At 64.2% G+C, this 23291-nt stretch carries 21 protein-coding genes; 11 read left to right on the top strand and 10 right to left on the bottom strand.

Features of this window, described 5'->3' with window-relative positions; all coding sequences use genetic code 11:
• Positions 1–51: 51 nt before the first annotated feature.
• The 4 genes from ACO2Q4_RS13715 to ACO2Q4_RS13700 all read left to right on the top strand — a co-directional run bounded on the left by ACO2Q4_RS13715 (position 52) and on the right by ACO2Q4_RS13700 (position 4529).
• Positions 52–1305 carry an amino acid ABC transporter permease gene (locus tag ACO2Q4_RS13715; protein ID WP_423319898.1) on the top strand — a complete coding sequence of 418 codons (1254 nt, stop codon included), beginning with the start codon at positions 52–54 and terminating at the stop codon, positions 1303–1305.
• Position 1306: 1 nt separating this feature from the next.
• Positions 1307–2758 carry an amino acid ABC transporter permease gene (locus ACO2Q4_RS13710; RefSeq protein ID WP_311757534.1) on the top strand — a complete coding sequence of 484 codons (1452 nt, stop codon included), beginning with the start codon at positions 1307–1309 and terminating at the stop codon, positions 2756–2758.
• A gap of 10 nt (positions 2759–2768) precedes the next feature.
• On the top strand, positions 2769–3539 hold the full coding sequence (locus ACO2Q4_RS13705; RefSeq protein WP_311757533.1) for an amino acid ABC transporter ATP-binding protein: 771 nt from the start codon (positions 2769–2771) through the stop codon (positions 3537–3539).
• A gap of 147 nt (positions 3540–3686) precedes the next feature.
• Positions 3687–4529 (top strand): calcium-binding protein, encoded by an 843-nt coding sequence (locus tag ACO2Q4_RS13700; protein WP_311757532.1) that lies wholly within the window; start codon positions 3687–3689, stop codon positions 4527–4529.
• 73 nt (positions 4530–4602) lie between these two features.
• Here ACO2Q4_RS13700 and ACO2Q4_RS13695 read toward each other — a convergent pair whose 3' ends face one another.
• Positions 4603–5463, bottom strand: coding sequence for a D-amino-acid transaminase (locus ACO2Q4_RS13695; protein WP_311757531.1), 861 nt, complete (start codon positions 5461–5463; stop codon positions 4603–4605).
• 176 nt (positions 5464–5639) lie between these two features.
• Between ACO2Q4_RS13695 and ACO2Q4_RS13690 the strand changes: the two genes are divergently transcribed.
• Positions 5640–6596 carry an L-malyl-CoA/beta-methylmalyl-CoA lyase gene (locus ACO2Q4_RS13690; RefSeq protein WP_423319894.1) on the top strand — a complete coding sequence of 319 codons (957 nt, stop codon included), beginning with the start codon at positions 5640–5642 and terminating at the stop codon, positions 6594–6596.
• Positions 6597–6796: 200 nt separating this feature from the next.
• On the opposite strand, the gene ACO2Q4_RS13685 is transcribed toward ACO2Q4_RS13690, so the two are convergent.
• The 5 genes from ACO2Q4_RS13685 to ACO2Q4_RS13665 form a co-directional block, all read right to left on the bottom strand.
• Positions 6797–7027, bottom strand: coding sequence for a hypothetical protein (locus ACO2Q4_RS13685; RefSeq protein WP_311757529.1), 231 nt, complete (start codon positions 7025–7027; stop codon positions 6797–6799).
• Between the two features lie 70 nt (positions 7028–7097).
• Complete coding sequence (locus ACO2Q4_RS13680) at positions 7098–8675, bottom strand: ABC transporter ATP-binding protein (protein ID WP_423319892.1); 1578 nt, start codon at positions 8673–8675, stop codon at positions 7098–7100.
• A complete protein-coding gene (locus ACO2Q4_RS13675; RefSeq protein ID WP_311757527.1) occupies positions 8672–9484 on the bottom strand; it encodes an ABC transporter permease in 813 nt (270 codons plus the stop codon). The genes ACO2Q4_RS13680 and ACO2Q4_RS13675 overlap by 4 nt, the downstream gene beginning before the upstream one ends.
• A complete protein-coding gene (locus ACO2Q4_RS13670; RefSeq protein ID WP_311757526.1) occupies positions 9481–10422 on the bottom strand; it encodes an ABC transporter permease in 942 nt (313 codons plus the stop codon). The genes ACO2Q4_RS13675 and ACO2Q4_RS13670 overlap by 4 nt, the downstream gene beginning before the upstream one ends.
• 61 nt (positions 10423–10483) lie before the next feature.
• Positions 10484–12121, bottom strand: coding sequence for an MFS transporter (locus tag ACO2Q4_RS13665; RefSeq protein WP_395131173.1), 1638 nt, complete (start codon positions 12119–12121; stop codon positions 10484–10486).
• A gap of 266 nt (positions 12122–12387) precedes the next feature.
• Between ACO2Q4_RS13665 and ACO2Q4_RS13660 the strand changes: the two genes are divergently transcribed.
• Positions 12388–13689, top strand: a complete 1302-nt coding sequence (locus tag ACO2Q4_RS13660; protein ID WP_423319889.1) for a D-amino acid dehydrogenase — start codon at positions 12388–12390, stop codon at positions 13687–13689.
• A 251-nt stretch (positions 13690–13940) separates the two neighbouring features.
• On the opposite strand, the gene ACO2Q4_RS13655 is transcribed toward ACO2Q4_RS13660, so the two are convergent.
• Entirely contained in the window at positions 13941–14201 is a 261-nt protein-coding gene (locus ACO2Q4_RS13655) for a GlsB/YeaQ/YmgE family stress response membrane protein (RefSeq protein ID WP_311757523.1), read from the bottom strand.
• 312 nt (positions 14202–14513) lie between these two features.
• Between ACO2Q4_RS13655 and ACO2Q4_RS13650 the strand changes: the two genes are divergently transcribed.
• The 3 genes from ACO2Q4_RS13650 to ACO2Q4_RS13640 all read left to right on the top strand — a co-directional run bounded on the left by ACO2Q4_RS13650 (position 14514) and on the right by ACO2Q4_RS13640 (position 16930).
• Positions 14514–15269, top strand: a complete 756-nt coding sequence (locus ACO2Q4_RS13650; RefSeq protein ID WP_395131171.1) for a L,D-transpeptidase — start codon at positions 14514–14516, stop codon at positions 15267–15269.
• 119 nt (positions 15270–15388) lie between these two features.
• Positions 15389–15919: a hypothetical protein gene (locus tag ACO2Q4_RS13645; RefSeq protein ID WP_311757521.1), complete on the top strand. Its 531-nt coding sequence runs from the start codon at positions 15389–15391 to the stop codon at positions 15917–15919.
• 96 nt (positions 15920–16015) lie between these two features.
• On the top strand, positions 16016–16930 hold the full coding sequence (locus tag ACO2Q4_RS13640; protein WP_311757520.1) for a lytic transglycosylase domain-containing protein: 915 nt from the start codon (positions 16016–16018) through the stop codon (positions 16928–16930).
• Between the two features lie 67 nt (positions 16931–16997).
• Here the strand turns inward: ACO2Q4_RS13640 and ACO2Q4_RS13635 are convergent, their stop codons facing one another.
• The 3 genes from ACO2Q4_RS13635 to serB all read right to left on the bottom strand — a co-directional run bounded on the left by ACO2Q4_RS13635 (position 16998) and on the right by serB (position 20191).
• Entirely contained in the window at positions 16998–18470 is a 1473-nt protein-coding gene (locus ACO2Q4_RS13635) for an ABC transporter substrate-binding protein (RefSeq protein WP_423319886.1), read from the bottom strand.
• Positions 18471–18527: 57 nt separating this feature from the next.
• Positions 18528–19220 carry a CDP-alcohol phosphatidyltransferase family protein gene (locus ACO2Q4_RS13630; RefSeq protein ID WP_423319884.1) on the bottom strand — a complete coding sequence of 231 codons (693 nt, stop codon included), beginning with the start codon at positions 19218–19220 and terminating at the stop codon, positions 18528–18530.
• Positions 19221–19315: 95 nt separating this feature from the next.
• Positions 19316–20191 carry a phosphoserine phosphatase SerB gene (gene serB / locus ACO2Q4_RS13625; protein WP_423319882.1) on the bottom strand — a complete coding sequence of 292 codons (876 nt, stop codon included), beginning with the start codon at positions 20189–20191 and terminating at the stop codon, positions 19316–19318.
• 195 nt (positions 20192–20386) lie between these two features.
• On the opposite strand from serB, the gene ACO2Q4_RS13620 reads away from it, so the two are divergent.
• Both ACO2Q4_RS13620 and serA read left to right on the top strand, forming a co-directional pair.
• Entirely contained in the window at positions 20387–21541 is a 1155-nt protein-coding gene (locus tag ACO2Q4_RS13620) for a phosphoserine transaminase (RefSeq protein WP_423319880.1), read from the top strand.
• A 117-nt stretch (positions 21542–21658) separates the two neighbouring features.
• Complete coding sequence (serA, locus tag ACO2Q4_RS13615; protein ID WP_395131160.1) at positions 21659–23248, top strand: phosphoglycerate dehydrogenase; 1590 nt, start codon at positions 21659–21661, stop codon at positions 23246–23248.
• Positions 23249–23291 lie beyond the last annotated feature (43 nt).

Here is a 23291-nt window from a genome sequence, read left to right as displayed (position 1 = left end):
CGGCAAGAACATGGGCAAAAGACCCGACCGCCGGCCAACAGGGGATACAATATGGTAGATTATCCAGGCGCGGCCAGTCCGCCTTTCCGCCTGTCGATGCTGATTTACGATCGGCGCTATCGTTCGCTGACGATCCAGGCCGTCGTGTTCATCCTGGTCATGCTGATGGCCAGCTGGCTTATCGACAACACGCTGAAGAACCTTGCCATTATCGGCAAGACGCTCAGTTTCGACTTTCTGTTTCGGCGCGCGGGATATGACATCCCCCAGCAGCTGATCCCCTATAACTCCGACGACACCCACCTGCGGGCGACCATCGTCGGGCTGCTGAACACGCTGCAGGTCTCGATCCTGGGCTGCATCTCGGCGACCATCCTTGGTGTGATCGTGGGCGTGCTGCGGCTTTCCTCGAACTGGCTGATCGCGCGGCTGATGACCGTTTACGTCGAGGTCTTCCGCAACATCCCGCTGCTGCTGTGGATACTGGTCATCCTTGCGATCTTTACCGAGATCATGCCGGCGCCGAGGGATTACCGTGGCGAGAATCCGGCGGCCAACATGATCATGTTCGATCTGATCGCGCCCACGAACCGCTATACCGCGGTCCCCGGAATCGGCATGTCGAACCCCCCCGGCATCATCGCGCTGGGACGAGAGGGGATCAGCTGGGCCTTCATCGCCTATGCGACCGTGCTGGTGCTGGCCATCATCGGTCATCGCATGCTGCGCAAATGGGCGCGGCGGGTGCAGGACCGGACCGGGCGACGCCCGACGACCTGGTGGATCACGCTGGCGATGTACCTGCTGCCGGTGCTGCTGCTGACCTGGCATTTCGGGCTGCATTTGATCCCGCCGGTGCTGCGTGGCTTCAACTTTGCCGATGGAATCAACCTCGACAACGCCTTCGTGGTCCTGTGGATCGCGCTGACGTTGTATACTGGGGCCTTCATCGCCGAGATCGTGCGCGGCGGCATCCTGGCCGTCAGCCGCGGCCAGACCGAGGCAGCCTTTGCCCTTGGACTGCGTCCGGGCCGCACGATGAGCCTGGTGATCCTGCCCCAGGCGCTGCGGGTGATCGTCCCGCCTTTGATCTCGCAATATCTGAACCTGACCAAGAACAGTTCGCTGGCCATCGCGGTCGGCTTCATGGACCTGCGCGGCACATTGGGCGGGACCACGCTGAACCAGACCGGCCGCGAGATGGAGTGCATGTTGCTGATGATGGGCATCTACCTGATCCTCAGCCTGATCATCTCGGGCGGCATGAACGTCTTCAACAGCCGCGTCAAACTGAGGGAGCGGTAAGATGAGCGATTCCCAACCCGACGCCGCGGCCTTCGTGCGTGAGACAATGCTGCCGCCCGAGCCACCCCCGCTGCGCAGTACCGGGGTGCTGCCCTGGCTGCGCCAGAACCTGTTCTCGGGGCCGCTGAACATTGCGCTGACATTGCTGGGACTTGGCATCCTGTGGCTGGTCTTCAGCACGCTTTGGCCGTGGCTGTCCCACGCTGTCTGGAACGCCAACAGCATGGCCGAGTGCCGCAAGATCGTCGCCGCGACCCACGGTCCCGATGCCTCGGGCGCATGCTTCGCGATCATCAAGCATCGCTGGAACCAGTTCGTCTTCGGCTTCTATCCGGTCGATCTGTACTGGCGGCCGGTGCTGGCCTTCGGCACGCTGTTCCTTGCGCTGGCACCGGTGCTGTTTTCGGAAAACCGCAAGGCGCGCTGGATCGTGACCGGGCTTGCGCTGTTTCTGACGGTCCTGATCTCAATGGTGCTGGGGGCCAAGGGGCATGAGCTGGGCGCGATGACCCTGCTGATGCTGGCTTGGATCGTCCTGATCGAGCGGCAGCCCGGCTGGGCGTTGCTGGCCAGCCTGATCTATCCCTTCCTGGCGGTCTGGCTGCTGTGGGGGGGCACGATCTGGGGACCTGTCGTTGCGCTGGCAGGCTTTGCGGTCGGTTTCATCGTCTGGCAGCTTCTGGCACGGTTCGGCATGTTCGCCTTTGCCGCCGCCGTGGTCGCGGCCGCGCTGTGGTGGCTGCTTCTGTCGGACTATGTCATGCGCGGGCTTGCGGCGGTCCTGCCCCTGCGGTTGGTGCCGGTGTCCTCGGACCTGTTCGGGGGCTTCGTCCTGTCGATCACCATCGGGGTCTCGGGCATCGCGCTGTCGCTGCCGCTGGGGGTCATCCTGGCGCTGGCGCGGCGGTCCGATCTGCCGGTGGTCAAGATGATGGCGGTGATCTTCATCGAGTTCATTCGCGGCGTGCCCCTGATCGCGCTGCTGTTCGTGGCCTCGCTGCTGCTGAACTATTTCCTGCCTCCGGGCACGAATTTCGACATCATCCTGCGGGTCATCATCATGGTCACGCTGTTCGCCTCGGCCTATATGGCCGAAGTGATCCGCGGTGGGCTGGCGGCGCTGCCCAAGGGGCAATACGAGGCCGCGGACGCGCTGGGTCTGGATTACTGGAAGGCGCAGCGCCTGATCATCCTGCCGCAGGCACTGAAGATCTCGATCCCCGGCATCGTCTCGACCTTCATCGGCATGTTCAAGGACACGACGCTGGTCACCTTCGTCGGGCTGTTCGACCCGCTGAAGGCGATGTCCGACACCATCCGCGCGAGCTTCGAATGGAAGGGCGCCTATTGGGAGCCCTATATCTTCGTGGGCTCGATCTTCTTCATCCTCTGCTTCGGCATGTCGCGTTACTCCATGTATCTGGAACGCCGCCTGAAGCGCGATCACCGCTGAGGAGCATCGCATGGCAACAGAACCGCAGACCCAGCAGCGCCTTGGCGAGGCCGCGATCTCGATCTCGAAGCTGAACAAATGGTATGGGACCTTCCACGTGCTGCGCGATATCGACCTGACCGTTGGCCGGGGCGAGCGGATCGTGATCGCCGGCCCCTCGGGGTCGGGAAAATCGACGCTGATCCGTTGCATCAACCGGCTTGAGGAACATCAGGCCGGACGCATCATCGTGGACGGGACCGAACTGACCAACGACCTGAAGAACATCGACAAGGTCAGGTCCGAGGTCGGGATGGTGTTCCAGCACTTCAACCTGTTCCCGCATCTGACCATCCTGGAAAACTGCACGCTGGCCCCGATCTGGGTGCGCAAGGTGCCAAGGAAGCAGGCCGAGGAAACGGCGATGCAATTCCTGGAAAAGGTCAAGATCCCGGAACAGGCGCTGAAATATCCCGGCCAGCTTTCGGGCGGGCAGCAGCAGCGCGTGGCGATCGCGCGATCCCTGTGCATGAAGCCCCGGATCATGCTGTTCGACGAGCCCACCAGCGCCCTTGACCCCGAGATGATCAAGGAGGTTCTGGACACGATGATCGAGCTGGCCGAGGACGGCATGACCATGCTGTGCGTCACACACGAGATGGGCTTTGCGCAGGCCGTCGCCCACCGCGTGATCTTCATGGACCAGGGCCAGATCGTCGAGCAGAACAGCCCGACCGAGTTCTTCAACAACCCGCAAAGCGAAAGGACGAAGCTGTTTCTCAGCCAGATCCTGGGGCATTGAAGCGGCCGGGCAGGGGCGTCTTGTGGCGCCCCTGCCCGGCCGATGGGCGGCACCGGGATATCACACAGCTGCGTGTTCGTTCTCTGGCAGGTTGCCGGATGGGAAGCGCCCGGTTTATCTTGCCGACCAAGAGAGTGGAGTGGGCGGATGAATCAGACCCTTTTGTTGTTGCTGGGCCTTTTGGGCGTTGTCGGAATCGGTTCGCTCGTGTCGAGCAATGACGATGACGAGGGGCCGGATGCACCTTCTGACGATCCCTTTGGCGGGCGCGAGGTGACCGAGGGCACCGACGAAGCGGATACGATGATCGGGACCGACGGGGACGACGCGATCCAGTCCTATGACGGTGACGATTCGGTTTCGGGCGGGGCAGGGGACGATCTCATCTGGACCGGCTATGGCGAGGATACCGTGACCGCCGATGCCGGGGACGATGAAATCTATCTCGGCTATGACGACGACCATTATGGCGCCTATGACCTGGGTGCCGATGAGGGAAATGACACCATCGACGGCAGCTATGGCGATGACACCATCATCACCAATTACGGCAACCATTCGATCACCGGCGGCGAAGGTGACGACCGGATCGAGGATCATGGCGGCACTGTCTATATCGATGGCGAGGAAGATGACGACCTGATCCTGTCGCCCGATGCCTCGGATCCGGATGCGCCCGACACGCTGCTGGGCGGCGATGGCAATGACACCATCCACGCCGGTGCGAATGATATCGTCGATCCGGGCGAGGGTTCGGATCATATCGTGCTGCGCAGCGATGCCGGGGGTGCAGCGAATGTGACCTATGGCAGCTCTGACAGCATCACCGTGACCCTGACCGAGGATTACGACGGCGCCGCAGAATACGAGCTGGAACAGGATGGCGAGAACGTCAACCTGATCGTCAATGGCGAGGTTCTGGCCGTGCTGCGCGATACCGATGTCGACAGCGTCGGCAATATCTCTCTTGTGCGTGAGAACGCCGCCTGACGGCAGGACAGCCGAAAAGGCAAAGGAAAAGGGCGCGCCGGTAACGGTCGCGCCCTTCGTCATGTCCGGGGGATCAGATCGCGGATTTCAGCGATTCTTCAAGGTAAAGCTCGCGCAGGCGGGTTGCGACGGGGCCCGGCGTGCCGGTGCCGACCTTGGCGCCGTCGACTTCGACCACCGGCAGCACGAAGGCCGAGGCCGAGGTAAAGAACGCCTCATCCGCCTGTTTCGCCTCTTCGATGGTGAAGGGGCGTTCTTCGATCTGCATCTGGGCTTCCGCGGCATAACGCAGCAGCGACCCGCGGGTAATGCCGTGCAGGATGTCGGTAGACAGGTCGCGCGTGATGATCTTGCCGTCCTTGACGATATAGGTGTTGTTCGAGGTGCCTTCGGTGACGAAGCCGTCCTCGACCAGCCAGGCGTCATCGGCGCCCTGCTTCTTCGCCTCCATCTTGGCGAGCGAGGGGTAAAGCAGCTGCACCGTCTTGATGTCGCGCCGCGCCCAGCGAAGGTCCGGGACCGAGATCACGCGCATCCCGGTCTTTGCGACCGGGTTGTCGGCAAGGCCGGGTTTCGCCTGAGTGAACAGCACCACGGTCTGGGGCGTGCCTTCGGGCGGAAAGGCAAAGTCGCGATCGCCCGGATTGCCGCGCGTCACCTGCAGATAGATCATGCCGTCCCGAACGTCGTTCAGTTCCAGCAGCTTGCGGTGGATCGCCAGCCATTCGTCGTCCGACAGGGGATTGCCCATGCCCAGTTCCGAAAGCGAGCGGGTCAGCCGCTTCAGATGGCCCGGAAAGTCCAGCAGCTTGCCCTGAAGCACGCTGGTCACTTCATAGACGCCGTCGGCCATGACGAATCCACGATCGAAGATCGAGACCTTGGCCTCGGCTTCCGGCAGGTATTCGCCATTCAGATAGACGGTGCGGGTCATCTTCATCTCCTCAATTTGCCCAGCGGCTTGATGTCGCGGTCCTGCGCCTAAAGCGCGCAGGGGTCAAGCCGGACAAAACTCGGAACGATGCAGGTGCAGAATAGGCTTGATGCAGGCGCAGCAATTATCTATCACTTTTCCGATAAGGTTTGAAACATCATTGCTGACGGGGTGATATGTCCTTTCGCATCCAACCTGCACCGCCCGCCCGGCCGAACCGCTGCCAGCTTTTCGGTCCCGGATCGCGCCCCGCCTTGTTCGAGAAGATGGCTGCCTCGGCAGCGGACGTGATCAACCTTGATCTTGAGGATTCGGTCGCGCCCGATGACAAGGCCCAGGCCCGGCGCAACATCATCGAGGCGATCGGGGACGTGGACTGGGGCAGCAAGACCCTGTCCGTGCGCATCAACGCGCTCGACACGCCCTTCTGGTATCGCGACGTCGTGGACCTGCTTGAGAACGCGTCCGAGCGGCTGGACCAGATCATGATCCCCAAGGTCGGCAATGCCGCCGACATCTATGCCGTCGATGCGCTGGTGACCGCGGTCGAGGCGGCCAGAGGGCGCACGAAGCGTATCGGGTTCGAGGTCATCATCGAATCCGCCGCCGGCATCTCGCATGTCGAGGAGATTGCCGCCGCGTCTCCACGCTTGCAGGCGATCAGCCTGGGGGCAGCGGATTTCGCAGCCAGTATGGGCATGGCAACCACCGGCATCGGGGGGACGCAAGAAGACTACTACATGCTGCACGAAGGGCAAAAGCACTGGTCGGATCCCTGGCATTGGGCGCAGGCGGCGATCGTGGCGGCCTGCCGCACGCATGGCATCCTGCCCGTGGACGGTCCCTTCGGCGATTTCAGCGATGATGACGGGTTCCGCGCGCAGGCTCTGCGTTCTGCCACGCTGGGCATGGTCGGGAAATGGGCGATCCACCCCCGGCAGGTCGCGCTGGCGAACGAGGTGTTCACGCCCAGCGAAAAGGTGGTGGCCGAGGCGCGCGAGATTCTGGTCGCGATGGACGAAGCCCGGAAAACCGGTGCCGGTGCCACTGTATACAAGGGTAGACTGGTTGACATCGCGTCAATTCGTCAGGCACAAATGATCGTGCGGCAGGCGGAGCTGATCAACGCCTAGGCCACAACGGAATACCTGGGCGACCATTCGGGGAGGCTTGGTCGCCATGAAGGGGGAGGAGCAGCAGGCCTCGCGGCAAGCGGGGCCTGTTGTTTTTTTCAGTCCTGGGTAAACTCGTCAGCGCTGTCCGTTCAAATATATGACAAAATTGCGACAGATGGGCGGGGCGGCCCGATGATGGGCCCGTGCCCCGGCTGGCGTCAGTCGCGCTGAAGGCGGGTTCGGGCGCGCGTGCTGCGCGGGTCCGGGGTCCGGTTTCGGGGGGCCAGGACGGGAATAGGTGATTCGGCCACCGCGGGAATCACCCGCGTGGCATCATGTCCAACAAGTCCGGCCTGCGCGGAAAGCGAGGCGGAAATCAATTTCTCGGCGGCGGATTCGGTCCTGCCCATGATCGGTGCCGAAACGGCGCGCTTGCTCGTAACGCTCATGCCCGAGCTCCTGTTCCTTCGAAGTCCGCAGCAGGTAAGGACTAAGTCCGGATTCCGCAACCCGGCGTGCCTAGACTCGCGCGGTTTTGTCGCAGGTCCGGGGCAGGCGCGGCGTCGCCGCAAGCAATTCGCGCGTATAGGGATGTTCCGGCGTATCGAATACGCGCGCGGTCGGACCGGATTCGACGATCTTGCCCTCGCGCATGATCAGCACGCGGTCGGTGACCTGACGCACCACGGACAGGTCGTGGCTGATGAACAGATAGGCCAGCCCGTGACGCACCCGCAGCCGGGCCAGAAGCTCCAGCACCTGAGCGCGCACGCGGACGTCCAGCGCGCTGACCGCCTCGTCCAGCACGATCAGGCTGGGCCGGATGATCAGGGCGCGGGCCAGCGCGATTCTTTGCCGCTGGCCGCCCGAAAATTCGTGGATATGCCTGCGCATCGCATCGCCGGTAATGCCGACATCGTAAAGCGCCTCGGCCACGCGGTCGCGCCAGTCCGGGGGCCGACCGGTCAGGTGGAACGGCTCGGCCACCAGATGTTCGACGCGCCAGCGCGGATCGAAGCTGCCGAAGGGATCCTGAAAAACTGCCTGGATGCGCGCGCGCAGCGGGGGCGGCATCCGGCCATCGGCGCGGACCTGCTGGCCGTTCAGCGTGATTTGCCCGGCCTGAACAGGATCGAGGCCCAGGATTGCGCGGGTCAGGGTCGACTTGCCGCAGCCGGATTCGCCCACGAGTCCCACTGCCTCGCGTTCGCGGATGGCAAGGCTGACATCGTCGACAGCGCGCACGCGGTCACGCTGGTGGCGCGCGGGATAGGTCCGCACCAGGTTTTCGACCTTCAGCAGAACCGGCGCGTCGGGATCGGTCAGGACCAGTCGGGGCCGGTAATCGGCGGCCTCCAGCAATTCGCGGGTATAGCCATGCGCGGGACGGGCAAAGATGCGGTTGGCCGGCGCCTGTTCGACCACGATGCCGCGCTGCATGACCGCGACCTGATCGGCGAGGCCAGCCACGACGGACAGGTCGTGGGTGATCAGCAGAAGCGACATTCCTTCGTCCCGGACCAGCCCTTTGAGCAGATCGAAGATCTGGGCCTGGGTCGTCACGTCCAGCGCGGTCGTCGGTTCGTCCGCGATCAGCAGGTCGGGTCGTTCCGCGATGGCCAAGGCAATGGCGACACGCTGCCTTTGTCCGCCGGACAGCTCGTGCGGGTAAAGTGACAGGGGAAAGCGGTCGGCGGGCAGACCGACCCGGTCCAGGCGCTCTCGCGCGCGTTGCAGCGCATCGCGGCGGGACATGCCGCCATGCTGGCGCAGCACCTCGGCCACCTGATCGCCAATTGTCATCAGCGGGTTCAGTGCCGTCATTGGCTCCTGAAAGATCATGCCGATGCGCTTGCCGCGGATGCGGCACATCTGGCGTTCGGGCAAGGGCAACAGGTTGGTTCCGTCCAGATCCACCCGCCCCTCGGCCTTCATCCCTTCGGGCAGCAGGCCGATGATCGCAAGCGCGGTCAGCGACTTGCCCGAGCCGCTTTCGCCGACCAGCGCGGTGATCTGCCCCGGCTCAAGTCGCAGGTTCACGCCATGCAGCAGCTGGAGGCCGCCCAGCGTGACGTTCAGTTCGCCGACCTCGATCATCGGGTGCCGCGCAATCTGGGGTCCAGCGCATCGCGCAACCCGTCGCCCAGAAGGTTCAGCCCCAGCACCGTAAGCACGATGGCAAGGCCCGGCACGATCGCCACATGTGGCGCAAGCGAGATCATCGTCTGCGCATCGGCCAGCATCCGGCCCCAGCTGGGCGTCGGGGGCTGCGCGCCCAGCCCGACATAGGACAGGCCCGCCTCGGCCAGGATGCCAAGGCTGAACTGGATGGTGCCCTGTACGATCAGCACGCTGGCGACATTGGGCAGGATATGCTGCAGGCTGATCCGCGCCGTGCCCTTGCCCGCCACCCGCGCCGCACGGGGGTAATCCAGTGTCCAAAGCGGCAGCGCCGAGCCACGCGTGACGCGGGCAAAGACCGGGATATTGAAGATACCGATCGCGATGATCGCGTTCAGAGCCGAAGGCCCCAGTGCCGCAGTGATCAGGATCGCGATGACCAGGCTGGGAAAGGCAAAGATCAGGTCGTTGCCGCGCATGATGATCTCATCCAGCCAGCTGCCGGGGCGCGCTGCGGCGGTCAGCCCCAGCGGCACGCCCAGTCCCATGCCGATTCCGACCGCGACCAGCGCGACCGCGATCGAGGTGCGCGCGCCCACCATGATCATCGACATCATGTCCCGACCCAGATGGTCGGTTCCCAGCCAATGCGCGGCCGAGGGCGGTTGCAGCTTGGCGGCGACGTCCAGTTGCAGCACATCGCCCGGCGTCCACAGGAAGGAAAGACCCGCCATCAGGACCGCCAGCCCCGCCAGTAACGCGCCCAGGATCAGGGACAATCTCATTTGCGGCGCAACCTTGGATCCACGGCGGCATAGGCCAGGTCGACCAGGAAGGTGACAAGAATGACCGCCGCGACCAGCACCAGCACCGCGCCCTGCACGACGATCAGGTCGCGCTGGGTGATCGCCTGAAAGATCAGCCGCCCCAGGCCGGGCAGATAGAACACGTTCTCGATGATGATGGCCCCGGCCAAAAGGAACGAGAATTGCATTCCCAGGATCGTCAGCACCGGGATCAACGCGTTGCGCAGCGCGTGGCGGCGCAGCGCCTGTCCCCGGCTCAGCCCCTTGGCGCGGGCGGTGCGGATGTAATCCTGCCCCATCGTCTCGACCAGGGCCGAGCGCAGGACGCGCGCCAGGATCGCCGCCTGCGGCAGGGCCAGCGCGATCGATGGCAGGATCAGCGCCTTCAGCGCCGCCACGGGATGTCCCCAGCCCGGAAAGCCGCCCGCGGGCAGCAGCCGCAGCCGGACTGCGAACAGCAGGACCAGCAGCATCGCGAACCAGAAATTCGGCAGCGAGATGCCGATCTGCGTGATCCCCATCGTCACGCCGTCCCCGGCGCGACCCTGGCGCGACGCTGCGAACAGCCCGACGGGCAGCGCAATTACGACTGACAGCGCCAGTGCGATCAGTGCAAGCGGCAGCGAGACCTGCAACCGATCCAGAATCATCCCGGCCACCGGCGTCTTGTAGGTGAAGCTGTGGCCCAGATCGCCGGTCAGCACGCCGCCCAGCCAATGGGCATAGCGCAGTGCCCAGGGCAGGTCCAAACCCAGCTGGTCACGCAAGGCGGCCACGGTTTCGGGCTGCGCGCCGGTTCCCAGCATGAAGCTGGCGGGATCGCCCGGCACCAGTTCGACCACCCCGAAAATCGCCGCCGAGGCCACAGCAAGGCTGAGGCACAGGACGATCATGCGGCGAAGGACAAAGCGGTGCATGCCGCGAAACTAAACGGCGTCCGGGATTCGGTAAAGCCTTCCGCTGCAACGGCTTCCTTGGCTATTGAGGCAATTCCAGCTTGCCGATCAGGGGCAGGTCGTCGCTGGCGTCCACGCTGTGCCGTTCGATCATGCGGTGCACCACGGGCGGGGCATCGCCGCGATGCATCTTGTGCAGCGCCTCATAGCTTTCGAAATCGGCCTTGGTGCGGCGCAGGTTGTGGCGGACATATTCGTCCCAGGTCGCGATGTGATAGCTTTCCGACCATTGCTCGGGATGTTCCAGATCGCGCAGCAGCGCCCAATTTCGCGCCCCGTCCCGGCGCCGGATGTCGCGTCGCCGCGCCATCAGCTTCAGGAAGTCGGGCACGTCCTTCTGGTCGATTTGATAGTCGATCAGAACCATGATCGGCCCCGACCGACCGCGCAGGTCCAGCTTCAGCTTCGGCTCTCGGAAGCTGTTCACGGGGTCCAGGTCGAGCGTGCCGAATTCCGGCTGACGGAACCAGTAGCCCACGACGGCCCCGAACAGCAGGGGGATCGCCGCGCAGGCCAGCGCGACATTGATACCTTGATTGGATGCGATCTCGCCCCAGACCCAGCTGCCAAGCGCCATGCCGCCGAAGGTCGCCGTCTGGTAAAGCGCCAATGCGCGGGCCACGACCCAGCGTGGCGTGGAAAGTTGGACCGAGACGTTGAAAAGCGAAAGGGCAAGCACCCAGCTTGCCCCTGCGGGCAGCATGGCCAGCGCATGCAGCCAGACGGGCTGCGTCAATGCCAGCACCAGCGCCGCGATGGCGAAACCGACAAAGGCGAGGCGGACTATGCTTTCATTGCTGAAACGGTCGCGGATGCGCGGGTTGAGAACCGCGCCGATGATCGCACCCAGCCCGTAGCAGCCCAGAAGCAGGCCGAAAAGCAGCGATCCGCCCTCGGGGTGCTGCTTCGCCACAAGGGGTAGCAGGGCAAGGATCGCGATGGCCGCGAAGCCGAACAGCGCCCCACGCGACAGCACCCGCATGAGGTTTGGCGACAGCGCGACATAGCGCAATCCGGCGCCGACCGCCGAGAGGAAGGGTTCGCGCGAGATCAGCCGCTCGGGCGTCCGGGGGTGCCATCTGAGAAGCGCGCCCAGAAGCGGGATATAGCTTGCGGCGTTCACGGCAAAGGCGGCCGCCGCGCCAAAGGCCGCGGTGATGATGCCGCCCACGGCAGGTCCCACGCTGCGCATCATGTTGAACCCGACCGAGTTCAACGTCACCGCCGCGGGCAGATCCTCGCGCGGGACAAGATCGCCCATGCTGGCCTGCCAGGGGGGGTTGTACAGCGCCTGTCCGACACCGATCAGGAAGGTCAGCGAAAGCAGAAGAAGCGGCGTCATCAGGCCCTGCCAGGTCAGCACCGCGAGCACCAACGAGACGCTGGCCATGAACAGCTGCGCCCCCAGCAGCAGGGTCCGGCGGTCGAAATTGTCCGCAAGCGCGCCCGAGGCGAGCGCGAACAGCATGATCGGCAGTGTGTTCGAGGCCTGTACCAGCGCGATCAGCGTTGGCGAATCGGTCAGTTGGGTCATCATCCAGGCGGCGCCGACGGATTGCACCAGGCCCCCGAAGTTCGAGATCAGCGTCGCTGACCAAAGAAGGCGGAAATCGCCGTGGCGGAAGGGTGCAAATGCGCTTTTTTGGGTCTGTGCGGGCATGGGCCGGTGTTACCTGTGCTTCGCGCCACAGCTTAGGCAGGGTGCCGGGGGGCGGCAACTCCCGCCGGGCGATCATCGGCGAGTTTCCCCCATGCCATTCTGGGCATATCATCCGCCTATTTGAAGAATAGGCGCAGATTTAACCTGGAACGTGCAAAAATTTCGAAGGATTATGCGCGAATCTGGTATGGAACGGCCAAGATCGGGATTTCATTTCCGGGCGCTGCGCTAGTCTTTGGGCAATCTCTTCTCAAAGGCGCACGAAGATGAAGGTCATTGTTCTTGGAGCAGGCGTAATCGGGGTCACCTCGGCTTGGTATCTGGCCAAGGCGGGTCATGAGGTAACGGTCATCGACCGCCAGCCCGGTCCCGCGCTGGAAACCAGCTTCGCCAATGCGGGTGAGATTTCGCCCGGCTATTCCTCGCCTTGGGCGGCGCCGGGAATTCCGCTCAAGGCGCTGAAATGGATGTTTCAGCGCCACGCGCCGCTGGTCCTGCAGCCGCGGCTGGACATGCAGCGGCTGGGCTGGATGGCGAAGATGCTGGCGAACTGCACCAGCGCCGCCTATGCCGTGAACAAAAGCCGCATGGTCCGCATCGCCGAATACAGCCGCGATTGCCTGGACGACCTGCGCGCCGAAACCGGCATCCGTTTCGACGAGCGCAGTCAGGGCACGCTGCAGGTCTTTCGCAAGCAGGAGCAGATGGATGGCGCTGGCAAGGATATCGAGGTCCTGAAGGCCGACGGCGTCCCGTTCGAGGTTCTGGACCGCGCTGGCTGCGTCGCGGCGGAACCGGGGCTTGCCTCCTCGGCCGACCGGATCGTGGGCGGGCTGCGCCTGCCGGGCGACCAGACTGGCGACTGCTTCAAGTTCACCAACAACCTGACCCGCATGGCCGAGGCGCTGGGCGTGACCTTCCGTTGGGGCGTCTCGATCGACGCGCTTGAGGCCGAGGGTGGCCGGATCACGGGCGTCCGCACCGACAAGGGTCGCCTGACTGCGGACCGTTATGTGCTGGCGCTTGGGCCGCACTCGCCGCAGCTTGTCCGGCACCTGGGGCTGAAGCTGCCGATCTATCCGCTCAAGGGGTATTCGCTGACCATCCCGATCGAGGATGAGGGCCGCGCCCCGGTTTCGACCGTCATGGACGAAACCTACAAGGTTGCGATCACCCGTCTTGGCGACCGCATCCGTGTGGGCGGCCTGGCCGAGATCGCGGGCTATGACCTCAGCCTGAACGATCGGCGCCGCGCGACCCTGACGAAGTCGGTAACCGAGCTGTTCGGCGGCGCGGGAGATCCGGCCAAGGCCGAGTTCTGGACCGGTCTGCGGCCGATGACGCCGGATGGCACGCCCATCGTGGGTGCGACGCCGATCCCGAACCTTTACCTGAACACCGGTCACGGCACCTTGGGCTGGACCATGTCGGCAGGGTCGGGCCGGGTGCTGGCGGACCTGATTTCAGGCCGTGGCCCCGAGATCGAGGCGGACGACCTGGGCTATGCCCGCTACGTCAAGGGCACGAAAAGCCGGGAATCGGGCAAGCTCAGCCCCGCCAACGCCTGAAACGGGGTCACGGGACGGTCAACGATTGTCCGGCCCGGTGCGTGCCGCATGCAGGCAACATGTGCAGGCCGATCGCGATCATGAAACATGGCGATCGGCTGAAGGATGCGACGCAATCGGTCAAGCTTGGAGTGGCGCCTCGACGCCATTTGCGGTGATGTAACCCGCTGCAATGGACATTGCCCCTCCGGGCCGGGCATCGGAGGGGCGCTGTTCGTCGGCCTCCTCCCGAGGGAGGAGGCCTGGCGCCCTCAAGCGCGTCTGATCAGTCGCAGGATCACCAGCAGGATCACCGCGCCGATGGTGGCGAAGATGATCGAGCCGAGGATCGGACTGGCTATGCTCATTCCAAGGCCAAGCGCGGGGAACAGGAAGCTGGCGATGATCGCGCCGACGATGCCGACGACGATATTGGTCAGCAGGTCTTGTCCATGCCCCTTGACGATCAGCCCTGCGAGCCAGCCGGCGATTGCGCCGATCAGCAACGTGATGATTAAGGCCGTGACAGTCATCTTTGGGTCCCTTGTCGTTCCGACCGGCGATTTTGCGTCGCGCGGTTGGCGTAACAACGGGCTTACCCGCGCATGGTTCCATCGGAATTCAGGAAAGGGCCGTAACACCGTCTTTTCCAAGCCATTCGGCAACAGTTCCGGTTTGATTCCCCTGATCACAAAGGCTTGCCCTTGACGCATTACGCCCGCAGAGGATTTTTGTAGTTAGCGCGAGTCGCAGCCGCCTCTGCTCGGTGGCTTCCGCGATTTGACGACTTGAATGCTGCCTTGGCTGCGAGCCTGTACGCAGCCGCGTTACAAAGGGAAACTCAGATGCGACTAGCCTCGCTGATGCTGGCGATGGGGCTTGGCCTTGCTGCCTGTGCGCCCACGACCCCGACCGGCACTACCTCCTCCGTGGGTTCCGGCGTTTATGGTGCCCGCACCGATAGCGGCCCGGGGGGAGAACCGATCGAGATCCACGCCGTCCGCAATGCCTATCTGACCGAGCGTAACACGCGCCAGCGCGTTGCCTATAACGGACCCGAAGCGCCCGGGACCATCGTGGTCGATCCCTATGCACGCTTCCTGTATCACGTGATCGCGCCGGGCGAGGCGATGCGCTATGGCGTGGCCGTGGGCCAGGCGGGCAAGAACTTCGCCGGCAATGCCACCATCAACCGCAAGCAGGCATGGCCCAGCTGGACGCCGACGTCGAACATGGTCCGCACCATGCCCGACCTTTACGGCCCGCTGCGCAACGGCCTGCCGGGCGGTATCGACAACCCGCTGGGGTCGCGCGCCTTCTATCTCTACAAGGGTGGACGCGACACGCTGTACCGCATCCACGGCACGATGGATCCGTCGTCGATCGGAAAGGCGACTTCGGCTGGCTGCATCCGCATGTTCAACCAGGATGTCATGGACCTGTTCGGCGAAATCCCGACCGGAACCCATGTGAAAGTTCGTTCGCGGGGCGAAAGCGAACAGCTTGAAGGGCCGCTGGTCCAAATGCCGAACGGCTATCTTGAACCCGCGACGCCGACCGTGACCACCGCATCCGCGACGGCCGACACGGCCAAGCCGTAACGGTCCCGGCCGATCGGCAGCTTTGCACCCCGCCCCGAAAGGGCGGGGTATTTTTTGTGGCGAAGCCCCGAAGGTCATGGCAGTTTGCGGCAGGCAGGAACGACAGGAAGGAGCCTGGAATGGCCCGGAATCCCGAAGACAGCGTGACCCATTCCCGCGATCTGGACGAGATGGTCGAACAGACCCAGCCCGCCGCCCTGCGCGCGCTTGAGAACCGGGCGCTTGCTGCGCTGCTGCGCGACCTGCGCATGATGAAGGCGCAGGAAACCGATGTCGGGATGCAAAAGGCCCTGGCCCAGGCGATCCGTCGCGCCGCGGCGGAAAAGCGCGAAAGAAGCGTTGAGCAGGAAGACACGGCGCCCGCGGCCGAGGCGCCACCCGTCGAGGCCAAGCCCGGCAAGGCCGAGCGCGCCGAAGCCAAGCTCCGCAAGGAGGCAGAGCGGGCCGAGAAGAAGCGCGTGAAGGCCGCTGAACGGGAAGAACGCAAGACCGCGAAGGCCCTTGAACGCGCGCAGATCAAGGCCGAGAAACTGGCTTTGAAGGAACAGAGCCTGCCCCCCGGCAAAAAGGCCAAGCTGAAGAAAGAGGCTCGCAAGGACGGCAAGCCCGGCAAGGGGGCCAAGGCGGACAAGGCCGCAAAGACACAGTGACGCCATCCTTTGCAGCGTCGATGGCCCAAGACCCGTTTCCAGCGGGTCGGGGAATTGCTATTGCCCAAACGCAGCGTTCTTGCGAGTAGACCGCCTATGCGTCGTCTGGTTCTTGGGTTCCTGGCCGTTCTGGCCCTGTCCCCCGCGTCCGCCTATGAGGCGGTTGATGCGGTTCATGGTGAGCGCGCCCCGCGCAGCGTCTCGCCGAAATCGCGCTGCACCGATGACGGGCGCTATTGCATCTCGGTCGCGAATTACATTCCCGATGTCTGCACGGTGATCGAACGTGCGGCCGGGCAGAACGGGCTGGACCCGCATTTTTTCGCCCGTCTCCTGTGGAAGGAAAGCCTGTTCGAGCCAGGCGCCGTCAGTCCGGTGGGCGCGATGGGGATCGCGCAGTTCATGCCCGGCACCGCCGAGATGGTCGGGCTGGACGATCCCTTCAACCCGGCCAAGGCGATCGCGGCCTCGGCCCGTTACCTGCGGTCGCTGACGGACGGGTTTGGCAATGTCGGGCTGGCCGCGGTGGCCTATAACGGCGGCGAGAACCGCGCGGCGCGCTTTATCTCGGAAGGCGGTGGCCTGCCGTGGGAGACGCAGGATTACGTCCAGGCGATTACCGGCCTGACCGCCGTCAGCTGGCGCGACAGCCCCGCACAGAAGACGGACCTGCGGTTGGACAAGGAACGTCCCTTTCTGGCCGCCTGTGTCGATCTGGCCGCAAGCCGCAAGCTGCGTGAGTTCCGCACGCCCGAACATCCCTGGCCCTGGGGCGTGATCGTGGCCACCCATGTCAGCCAGTCGGGCGTCACGAACCAGGTTTCGCGCCTGAACAAGACGCTGCGCCCGATCCTGGGGGGCAAGCGCGTCAGCTATGTGCGGCGCAAGGTCTCGGGCGGGCCGCGCAAGGTCTATACGGCCCAGATCGGCTACTCCTCGAAGACCGAGGCATTTGCCTTCTGCACCCGCCTGCGCACCTTCGGGGGGCGCTGCATCGTCCTGAAGAACTGAAACGGCGCCGCCCGGGGGCAGCGCCGCATGGGTATTTGAAAAACGGTGAAGATGCGGTGGGCGCGACCTATTCGCCCCAGCGCACCTGGCTCAGGTCGTTCGCGGGCATGGGGGCGTTTTCCCACAGACCCTGGATTTCGGCCTTGGCGACGCCGATCTTCGGCAACTGGAAGATAAAGGCATTGGCATAATCCCGGGCGATGATCTCTTGCGCCTGCTTGAGCAGGGCAGAGCGCTGGGCCGGATCGGTCGCGGCATCAAGCTGGGTCATCACGTCGTTGAAGGCGGGGTTGCTGTAGTTGAAGTAATACCCCTTGCGCCCATAGATGCCGATATCCATCGGCTCGACATGGCTGATGATGGTCAGGTCGTAATCGGCGTTCTTGAACACCTGTTCGAGCCATTGGGCCCATTCCATGTTGGTGATCTGGGTCTGGATGCCCACTGCACGCAGCTCTGCCGCGACAATTTCTCCACCGCGGCGCGCATAGGGGGGGGGGGGGAGCGCCAGCCGCAGGGTCAGATCCTTGACGCCTGCCTCGGCAAGAAGCGCGCGAGAGCGTTCGTGATCGAACTGCGAAAGCTCGGTCAGGTCCGTGTAATCGGGGTTATGCGGCGCGAAATGGGTGCCGATCGGCGTGCCATAGCCGAACATGGCACCGTCGATGATCTCTTTCCGATTCAGGGCATGGGCGATCGCCTCGCGCACTTTGACATCGGCCAGCGCGGGGTTCTTGTGGTTCATGGCCAGGATCGTCTCGCCCTCGGTGGTGCCGACCAGGACCTTGAAGCGGGGATCGGCCTGAAGCTGGGCCAGCGTCTCAGGCGCGGGATAGATCGGGAAGGCGTCGAGATCACCGGCCATCATCGCCGCGAAGGCGGCCGAGGGATCGGGGATGAAGCGGAAGGTGGCCGAGGTCAGCGCGGGTTTTTCGCCCCAATAGGCATCGTTCGCGACCAGCGTGATGTGGTCGCCCTGTGCCCATTCGCCAAAGCGGAACGGGCCGGTGCCGACGGGGTGCGTGGCGATGTCGGCGATGCTGTCCTGATCGACCATGACCGCATCGCCCCAGGCCATCTTGTAGGGGAAGCCGCCGTCCGGGGCCTTCAGCGTCAAGCGGACGGTTTGCGGATCCACCGCCTCGACCTTGTCGATGCCTTCGAACAGGGTCTTTTGCGCATTGGTGCTGTCGGGCGCCCGCGCGCGGTCCAGCGAAAAGATCACGTCCTGCGCGTCGAACGCGGTGCCGTCATGGAAGGTGACGCCGGGCCGCAGATGGAACAGATAAGCTTTGCCGCCATCCTCGGCGTCCCAGCCCGAGGCGAGGCCCGGGATGACGCTGCCATCCGGCGCGATGCGGGTCAGACCCTCGAAGATATTGGCATAGACGACCTCGTCGATGGCAGCCGCCGCGCCCCCGGTCGGGTCGAGATTTGGCGGCTCGAGCACCATGCCCAGCGTGATCGCGTCCTGCGCGGCCAGCGCGGGCGTCGCGGTCAATGCGGCCAAAGCCGCGGCCTGCAAGAATTTCCTGGGCATGTTTCCTCCGGTCCCGGCTCGCGTCGGGGCCAGCTTTTCAGCCAAAATCGGAAAGGATCAAGCCCGCTTCTCGGTCAGTTGCTGCAGGAAGCCCGCGCCGGTCAGCCAGATCGAGGTCACAAGCAGGCCCCAGCGCGCAAAGCTTTCCGAGTGGAAGTCGACCAGCACCGCCCAGACCGCGAAGGCGACCCATGCCGCCGTCACCGGCAGCGAGATCGCGCGCCAACGCCTGGTCCGCACCGGGTGGATGAACTTGACGTTCGTGAACATCGTGAAGGTCAGCGCGACCACGACGAACAGGATCACCCAGAAATTCGGCTTCAGCGCGAACAGCACCAGCACGACCATGTTCCAGCAGGCCGGAAAGCCGGCAAAGGAATAGTCCTTGGTCTTCATCCGCGTGTCCGCGAAATAGATCACGCTGCCATAGGTGATGGCGATGATGGCGATCCAGCCGGTCCAGCCCGGCAGCAGGCCAGACATGAACAGCGCATAGGCCGGGATGAACACATAGGTCAGATAGTCGATGATGAGGTCCATCAGGACCCCGTCATAGGTCGGCCAGTTGACCTTGACGTTGTAGCGTCGCGCCAGCGGGCCATCGACGCCATCGACGATCAGGGCGATGACCAGCCAGAAGAACATCTGCGACCATTCGGCGCTGACGGCAGCCAGCAGCGCCAGCATCGACAGCACGGCGCCGGTGGCGGTCAGCAGGTGGACGGACAGGGCTTTGAAGCGGAGTTTCATGTCTTGCTTCTGTCACCGATGCGCCAAGTTCGCAAGTTCGTGAAGGCGGAAGGCATGCCGAATATGCCCGGATGACGCCGGGGAAGCGCGGCTGCCTAGGCCACGAACTCTTCGATCGCATAGCCCTGCAGATACAGCAGCGCGGTCAGGTCGGCGTGGTTGATGCGCAGGTCGACCTGGGCCGCGACGACGGGCTTGGCGTGCAGTGCGACCCCCGTTCCGGCACGTTTCAGCATGCCGAGGTCATTCGCCCCGTCTCCGACGGCAATGGCATCCGTCGGGGTCAGCCCGCGGAAGGCGGTGATTTCCTCAAGTGCCTCGACCTTGGCCTCGCGGCCAAGGACGGGCAGGGCGACGGTGCCCAGAAGCACGCCCTGATCGGCCAAAAGCTCATTCGCGCGATGTTCGTCAAAGCCGAGCGCCGCGGCAACCGGGCCGGTAAAGACCGTGAATCCGCCCGAGACCAGCGCCGTATAGGCACCCTGCGCCCGCATCGTCGCGACCAGTTCCTTGCCGCCGGGGGCAAGGGTGATGCGGCTGTCCAGCACCTCGCCAATCGCCGATTCGGAAAGTCCGGACAGCAGGCCGACGCGGGCGATCAGCGCCTCGTGAAAGTTCAGTTCGCCATTCATGGCGCGGGCGGTGATCGCGGCGACGCGTTCGCCCACCCCCGCGAAATCGGCCAGCTCGTCAATGCATTCCTGCTGGATCATGGTCGAATCCATGTCGGCCAGCAGCACCGACTTGCGCCGCCCCGCGGTGGGCTGGATGGCAAGGTCGAAGCCTTTTTCCTGAAGGTTTTCCCAAACCTGCCAAAAATCCGCGGGCGGGGTCTCGACCGGAAATTCCGCAGCGATTCCGTGGTTCAGCCAGATCGTGTGTCCGCCCTGCCAGTCGCGGCGCAGCTGGTCGAGCAGCTCGGGGCGAAGGTCGGCTCGTTTCGGGGCGGCAAGGACGGTGACGGTGAACATCGGTGGGCTCCGGGGCGCGCGCTGGGGTCGCGGGCAGCACTAGCCAAAGCCGCCCCGCGCTTCAATCGCCCCGAGCAAGGAAATTCCAGATGGGCACCCGCGAAATAATTCTTGCCTGAATCAGGGCCGGGATATATGGCCGTCCGTGGGACACGCCGCCCCAACGCGGCGCTAAATAGCTGGAAGGCTACACATATGAGCATCACTGCTCCGGCCGCGCGGCCGGCCAATCCGCGCTTTTCGTCGGGCCCTTGCGCCAAGATCCCCAATTTTTCGCTGGACATGCTTGCTGACGCGCCTCTTGGCCGCTCGCACCGTGCCGCGATTGGCAAATCCAAGCTTGCCGAAGCCATCGACCTGACCCGCGAGGTCCTTGGCGTTCCTGCAGATTATCGCATCGGCATCGTTCCCGCCTCGGATACCGGGGCCGTCGAGATGGCGCTGTGGTCGCTTCTGGGCGCACGCGGCGTCGAGATGCTGGCCTGGGAAAGCTTTGGCGAAGGCTGGGTCACCGACGTGGTGAAGCAGCTGAAGCTGGACGCCACCGTCCGCAAGGCACCCTATGGACAGATCGTCGACTTCGCCGAGGTGGATTTCGACAAGGATGTCGTCTTTACCTGGAACGGCACCACCTCGGGCGTGCGCGTCCCGAATGGCGACAAGATCCCGGCGGACCGCGCTGGCCTGACCATCTGCGACGCGACCTCGGCCGCGTTCGCGATGGATCTGCCCTTCGATAAGCTGGATGTCGTGACCTTCAGCTGGCAGAAGGTTCTGGGGGGCGAAGGCGGGCACGGCGTCCTGATCCTGTCGCCCCGCGCCGTCGAGCGTCTGGAAAGCCATGTTCCGGCATGGCCCCTGCCCAAGATCTTCCGCATGACCAAGGGCGGCAAGCTGATCGAGGGCATCTTCAAGGGCGAGACGATCAATACCCCGTCGATGCTGTGTGTCGAGGATTACCTGGTCGCGCTGAAATGGGCGCAATCGCTGGGCGGTCGCAAGGCGCTGGAAGACCGCGCGAATGCAAATGCCGCCGCGATCCGCGATTTCATCGCTGACAAGGACTGGATCTCCGACCTGGCCGAGGTTCCGGCCACGGCCTCGACCACTTCGGTCTGCCTGAAGTTCACCGATCCGCGCATCCAGGACGGCGCCGCCTTTGCCAAGGCCGTCGCCAAGCGCCTGGAGAAAGAGGGCGTGGCGCTGGATGCGGGCGCATATCGCGACGCGCCGGCCGGGCTGCGCATCTGGTGCGGCTCGACCGTCGAGACCGCCGACGTGGCCGCGCTGATGCCCTGGATCGAATACGCCTTCGAGGCGGAGATCGCGGCGCAGGCGGTCGAGGCCTGATCCCAGAACGGGGGGCGCTGCCCCCCGCACCCCTCGGGGTATTTGTGAAACGATGAAAGGCATGGGCGGGGCCGAAGAGGCACCCGCACGGCCCCTGCATATCCAGAGGATATAGAGATGCCCAAGGTTCTTGTTTCGGACAAGCTTTCGGAAACCGCCGTCCAGATCTTCCGCGATCGCGGCGTCGACGTGGACTATCTGCCGGATGTCGGCAAGGACAAGGAAAAGCTGGCCGAGATCATCGGCCAGTATGACGGCCTTGCCATCCGTTCGGCCACCAAGGTGACGGCGAAGCTGCTTGAGAGCGCGACCAACCTGAAGGTCATCGGCCGCGCCGGGATCGGCGTCGACAACGTGGAAATTCCGGCCGCCTCGAAAAAAGGCGTGATCGTCATGAACACGCCCTTCGGCAACAGCGTCACCACCGCCGAGCACGCCATCGCGCTGATGTTCGCCGTGGCGCGGCAATTGCCCGAGGCCAGCGCTTCGACCCATGCCGGGAAGTGGGAGAAGAACCGCTTCATGGGCGTCGAGGTCTTCAACAAGACGCTGGGCATCATCGGCGCGGGGAATATCGGCTCGATCGTGATCGACCGGGCGCTTGGCCTGCGCATGAAGGTGCTGGCCTATGACCCCTTCCTGTCGGAAGAGCGCGCGCTGGAACTGGGCGTGAAGAAGGTCGAGCTGGACGAGTTGCTGGCCAAGGCCGATTTCATCACTCTGCACGTTCCCCTGACCGACAAGACCCGCAATATCTTGTCGCGCGAGAATCTGGCCAAAACCAAGAAGGGTGTGCGTATCGTCAATGCCGCGCGCGGCGGGTTGATCGACGAGGAGGCGCTGGCCGAACTGCTGAAATCGGGCCACGTCGCGGGCGCCGCACTGGACGTCTTCGCGACCGAACCGGCGACCGACAGCCCGCTGTTCAACCTTCCCAATGTCGTCGTGACGCCGCATCTGGGTGCATCGACCAACGAGGCGCAGGAGAATGTCGCCCTGCAGGTCGCCGAGCAGATGGCGGATTACCTGCTGACCGGCGCGGTCCAGAACGCGCTGAACATGCCGTCGGTCACCGCCGAGGAGGCCGCGGTCATGGGGCCGTGGATCAAGCTGGCCGGGCATCTGGGTGCCTTTATCGGTCAGATGACGGATGAGCCGATCAAGGCGATCAACGTGCTGTATGATGGCGTCGCCGCCGAGATGAACCTGAAGGCGCTGAACGCGGCGGTGATCTCGGGCGTGATGAAGGCCACGAACCCGGACGTGAACATGGTCTCGGCCCCGGTCATGGCAGCCGAGCGCGGCGTGCAGGTCGCGACGACGACGCAGGGCAAGGGCGGCATCTTCGACGGCTATATCAAGGTCACCGTTGTCACCGAGTCGCGAGAGCGTTCGATCGCGGGTACCGTCTTCAGCGACGGCAAGCCGCGCTTCATCCAGATCCGTGGGATCAATGTCGATGCCGAGATCGGCCAGCACATGCTGTATACCCGCAACAAGGACGTTCCGGGCGTGATCGGCGCGCTGGGGATGACGCTGGGCGATCTGGGCGTCAACATCGCGAACTTTACCCTGGGCCGCACCAAGGCCGGCGATGACGCGATCGCGATCCTGTATCTTGACGAAGAGCTGAAGCCCGAGGCGATCGAGGCCCTGCGCGCTACCGGCAAGTTCCTGCAGGTCCGCCCGATCAACTTCGAGATCTGATCGGACTTGCACCCGACCGCCCCCGGGATAGTTTCCGGGGGCG

The sequence above is a fragment of the Paracoccus sp. KR1-242 genome (assembly GCF_049446195.1).
Lineage (GTDB): Bacteria > Pseudomonadota > Alphaproteobacteria > Rhodobacterales > Rhodobacteraceae > Paracoccus > Paracoccus broussonetiae.
Note: the sequence above shows the minus strand (reverse complement) of the source record. Positions and strands in the feature narration are given on the sequence as shown.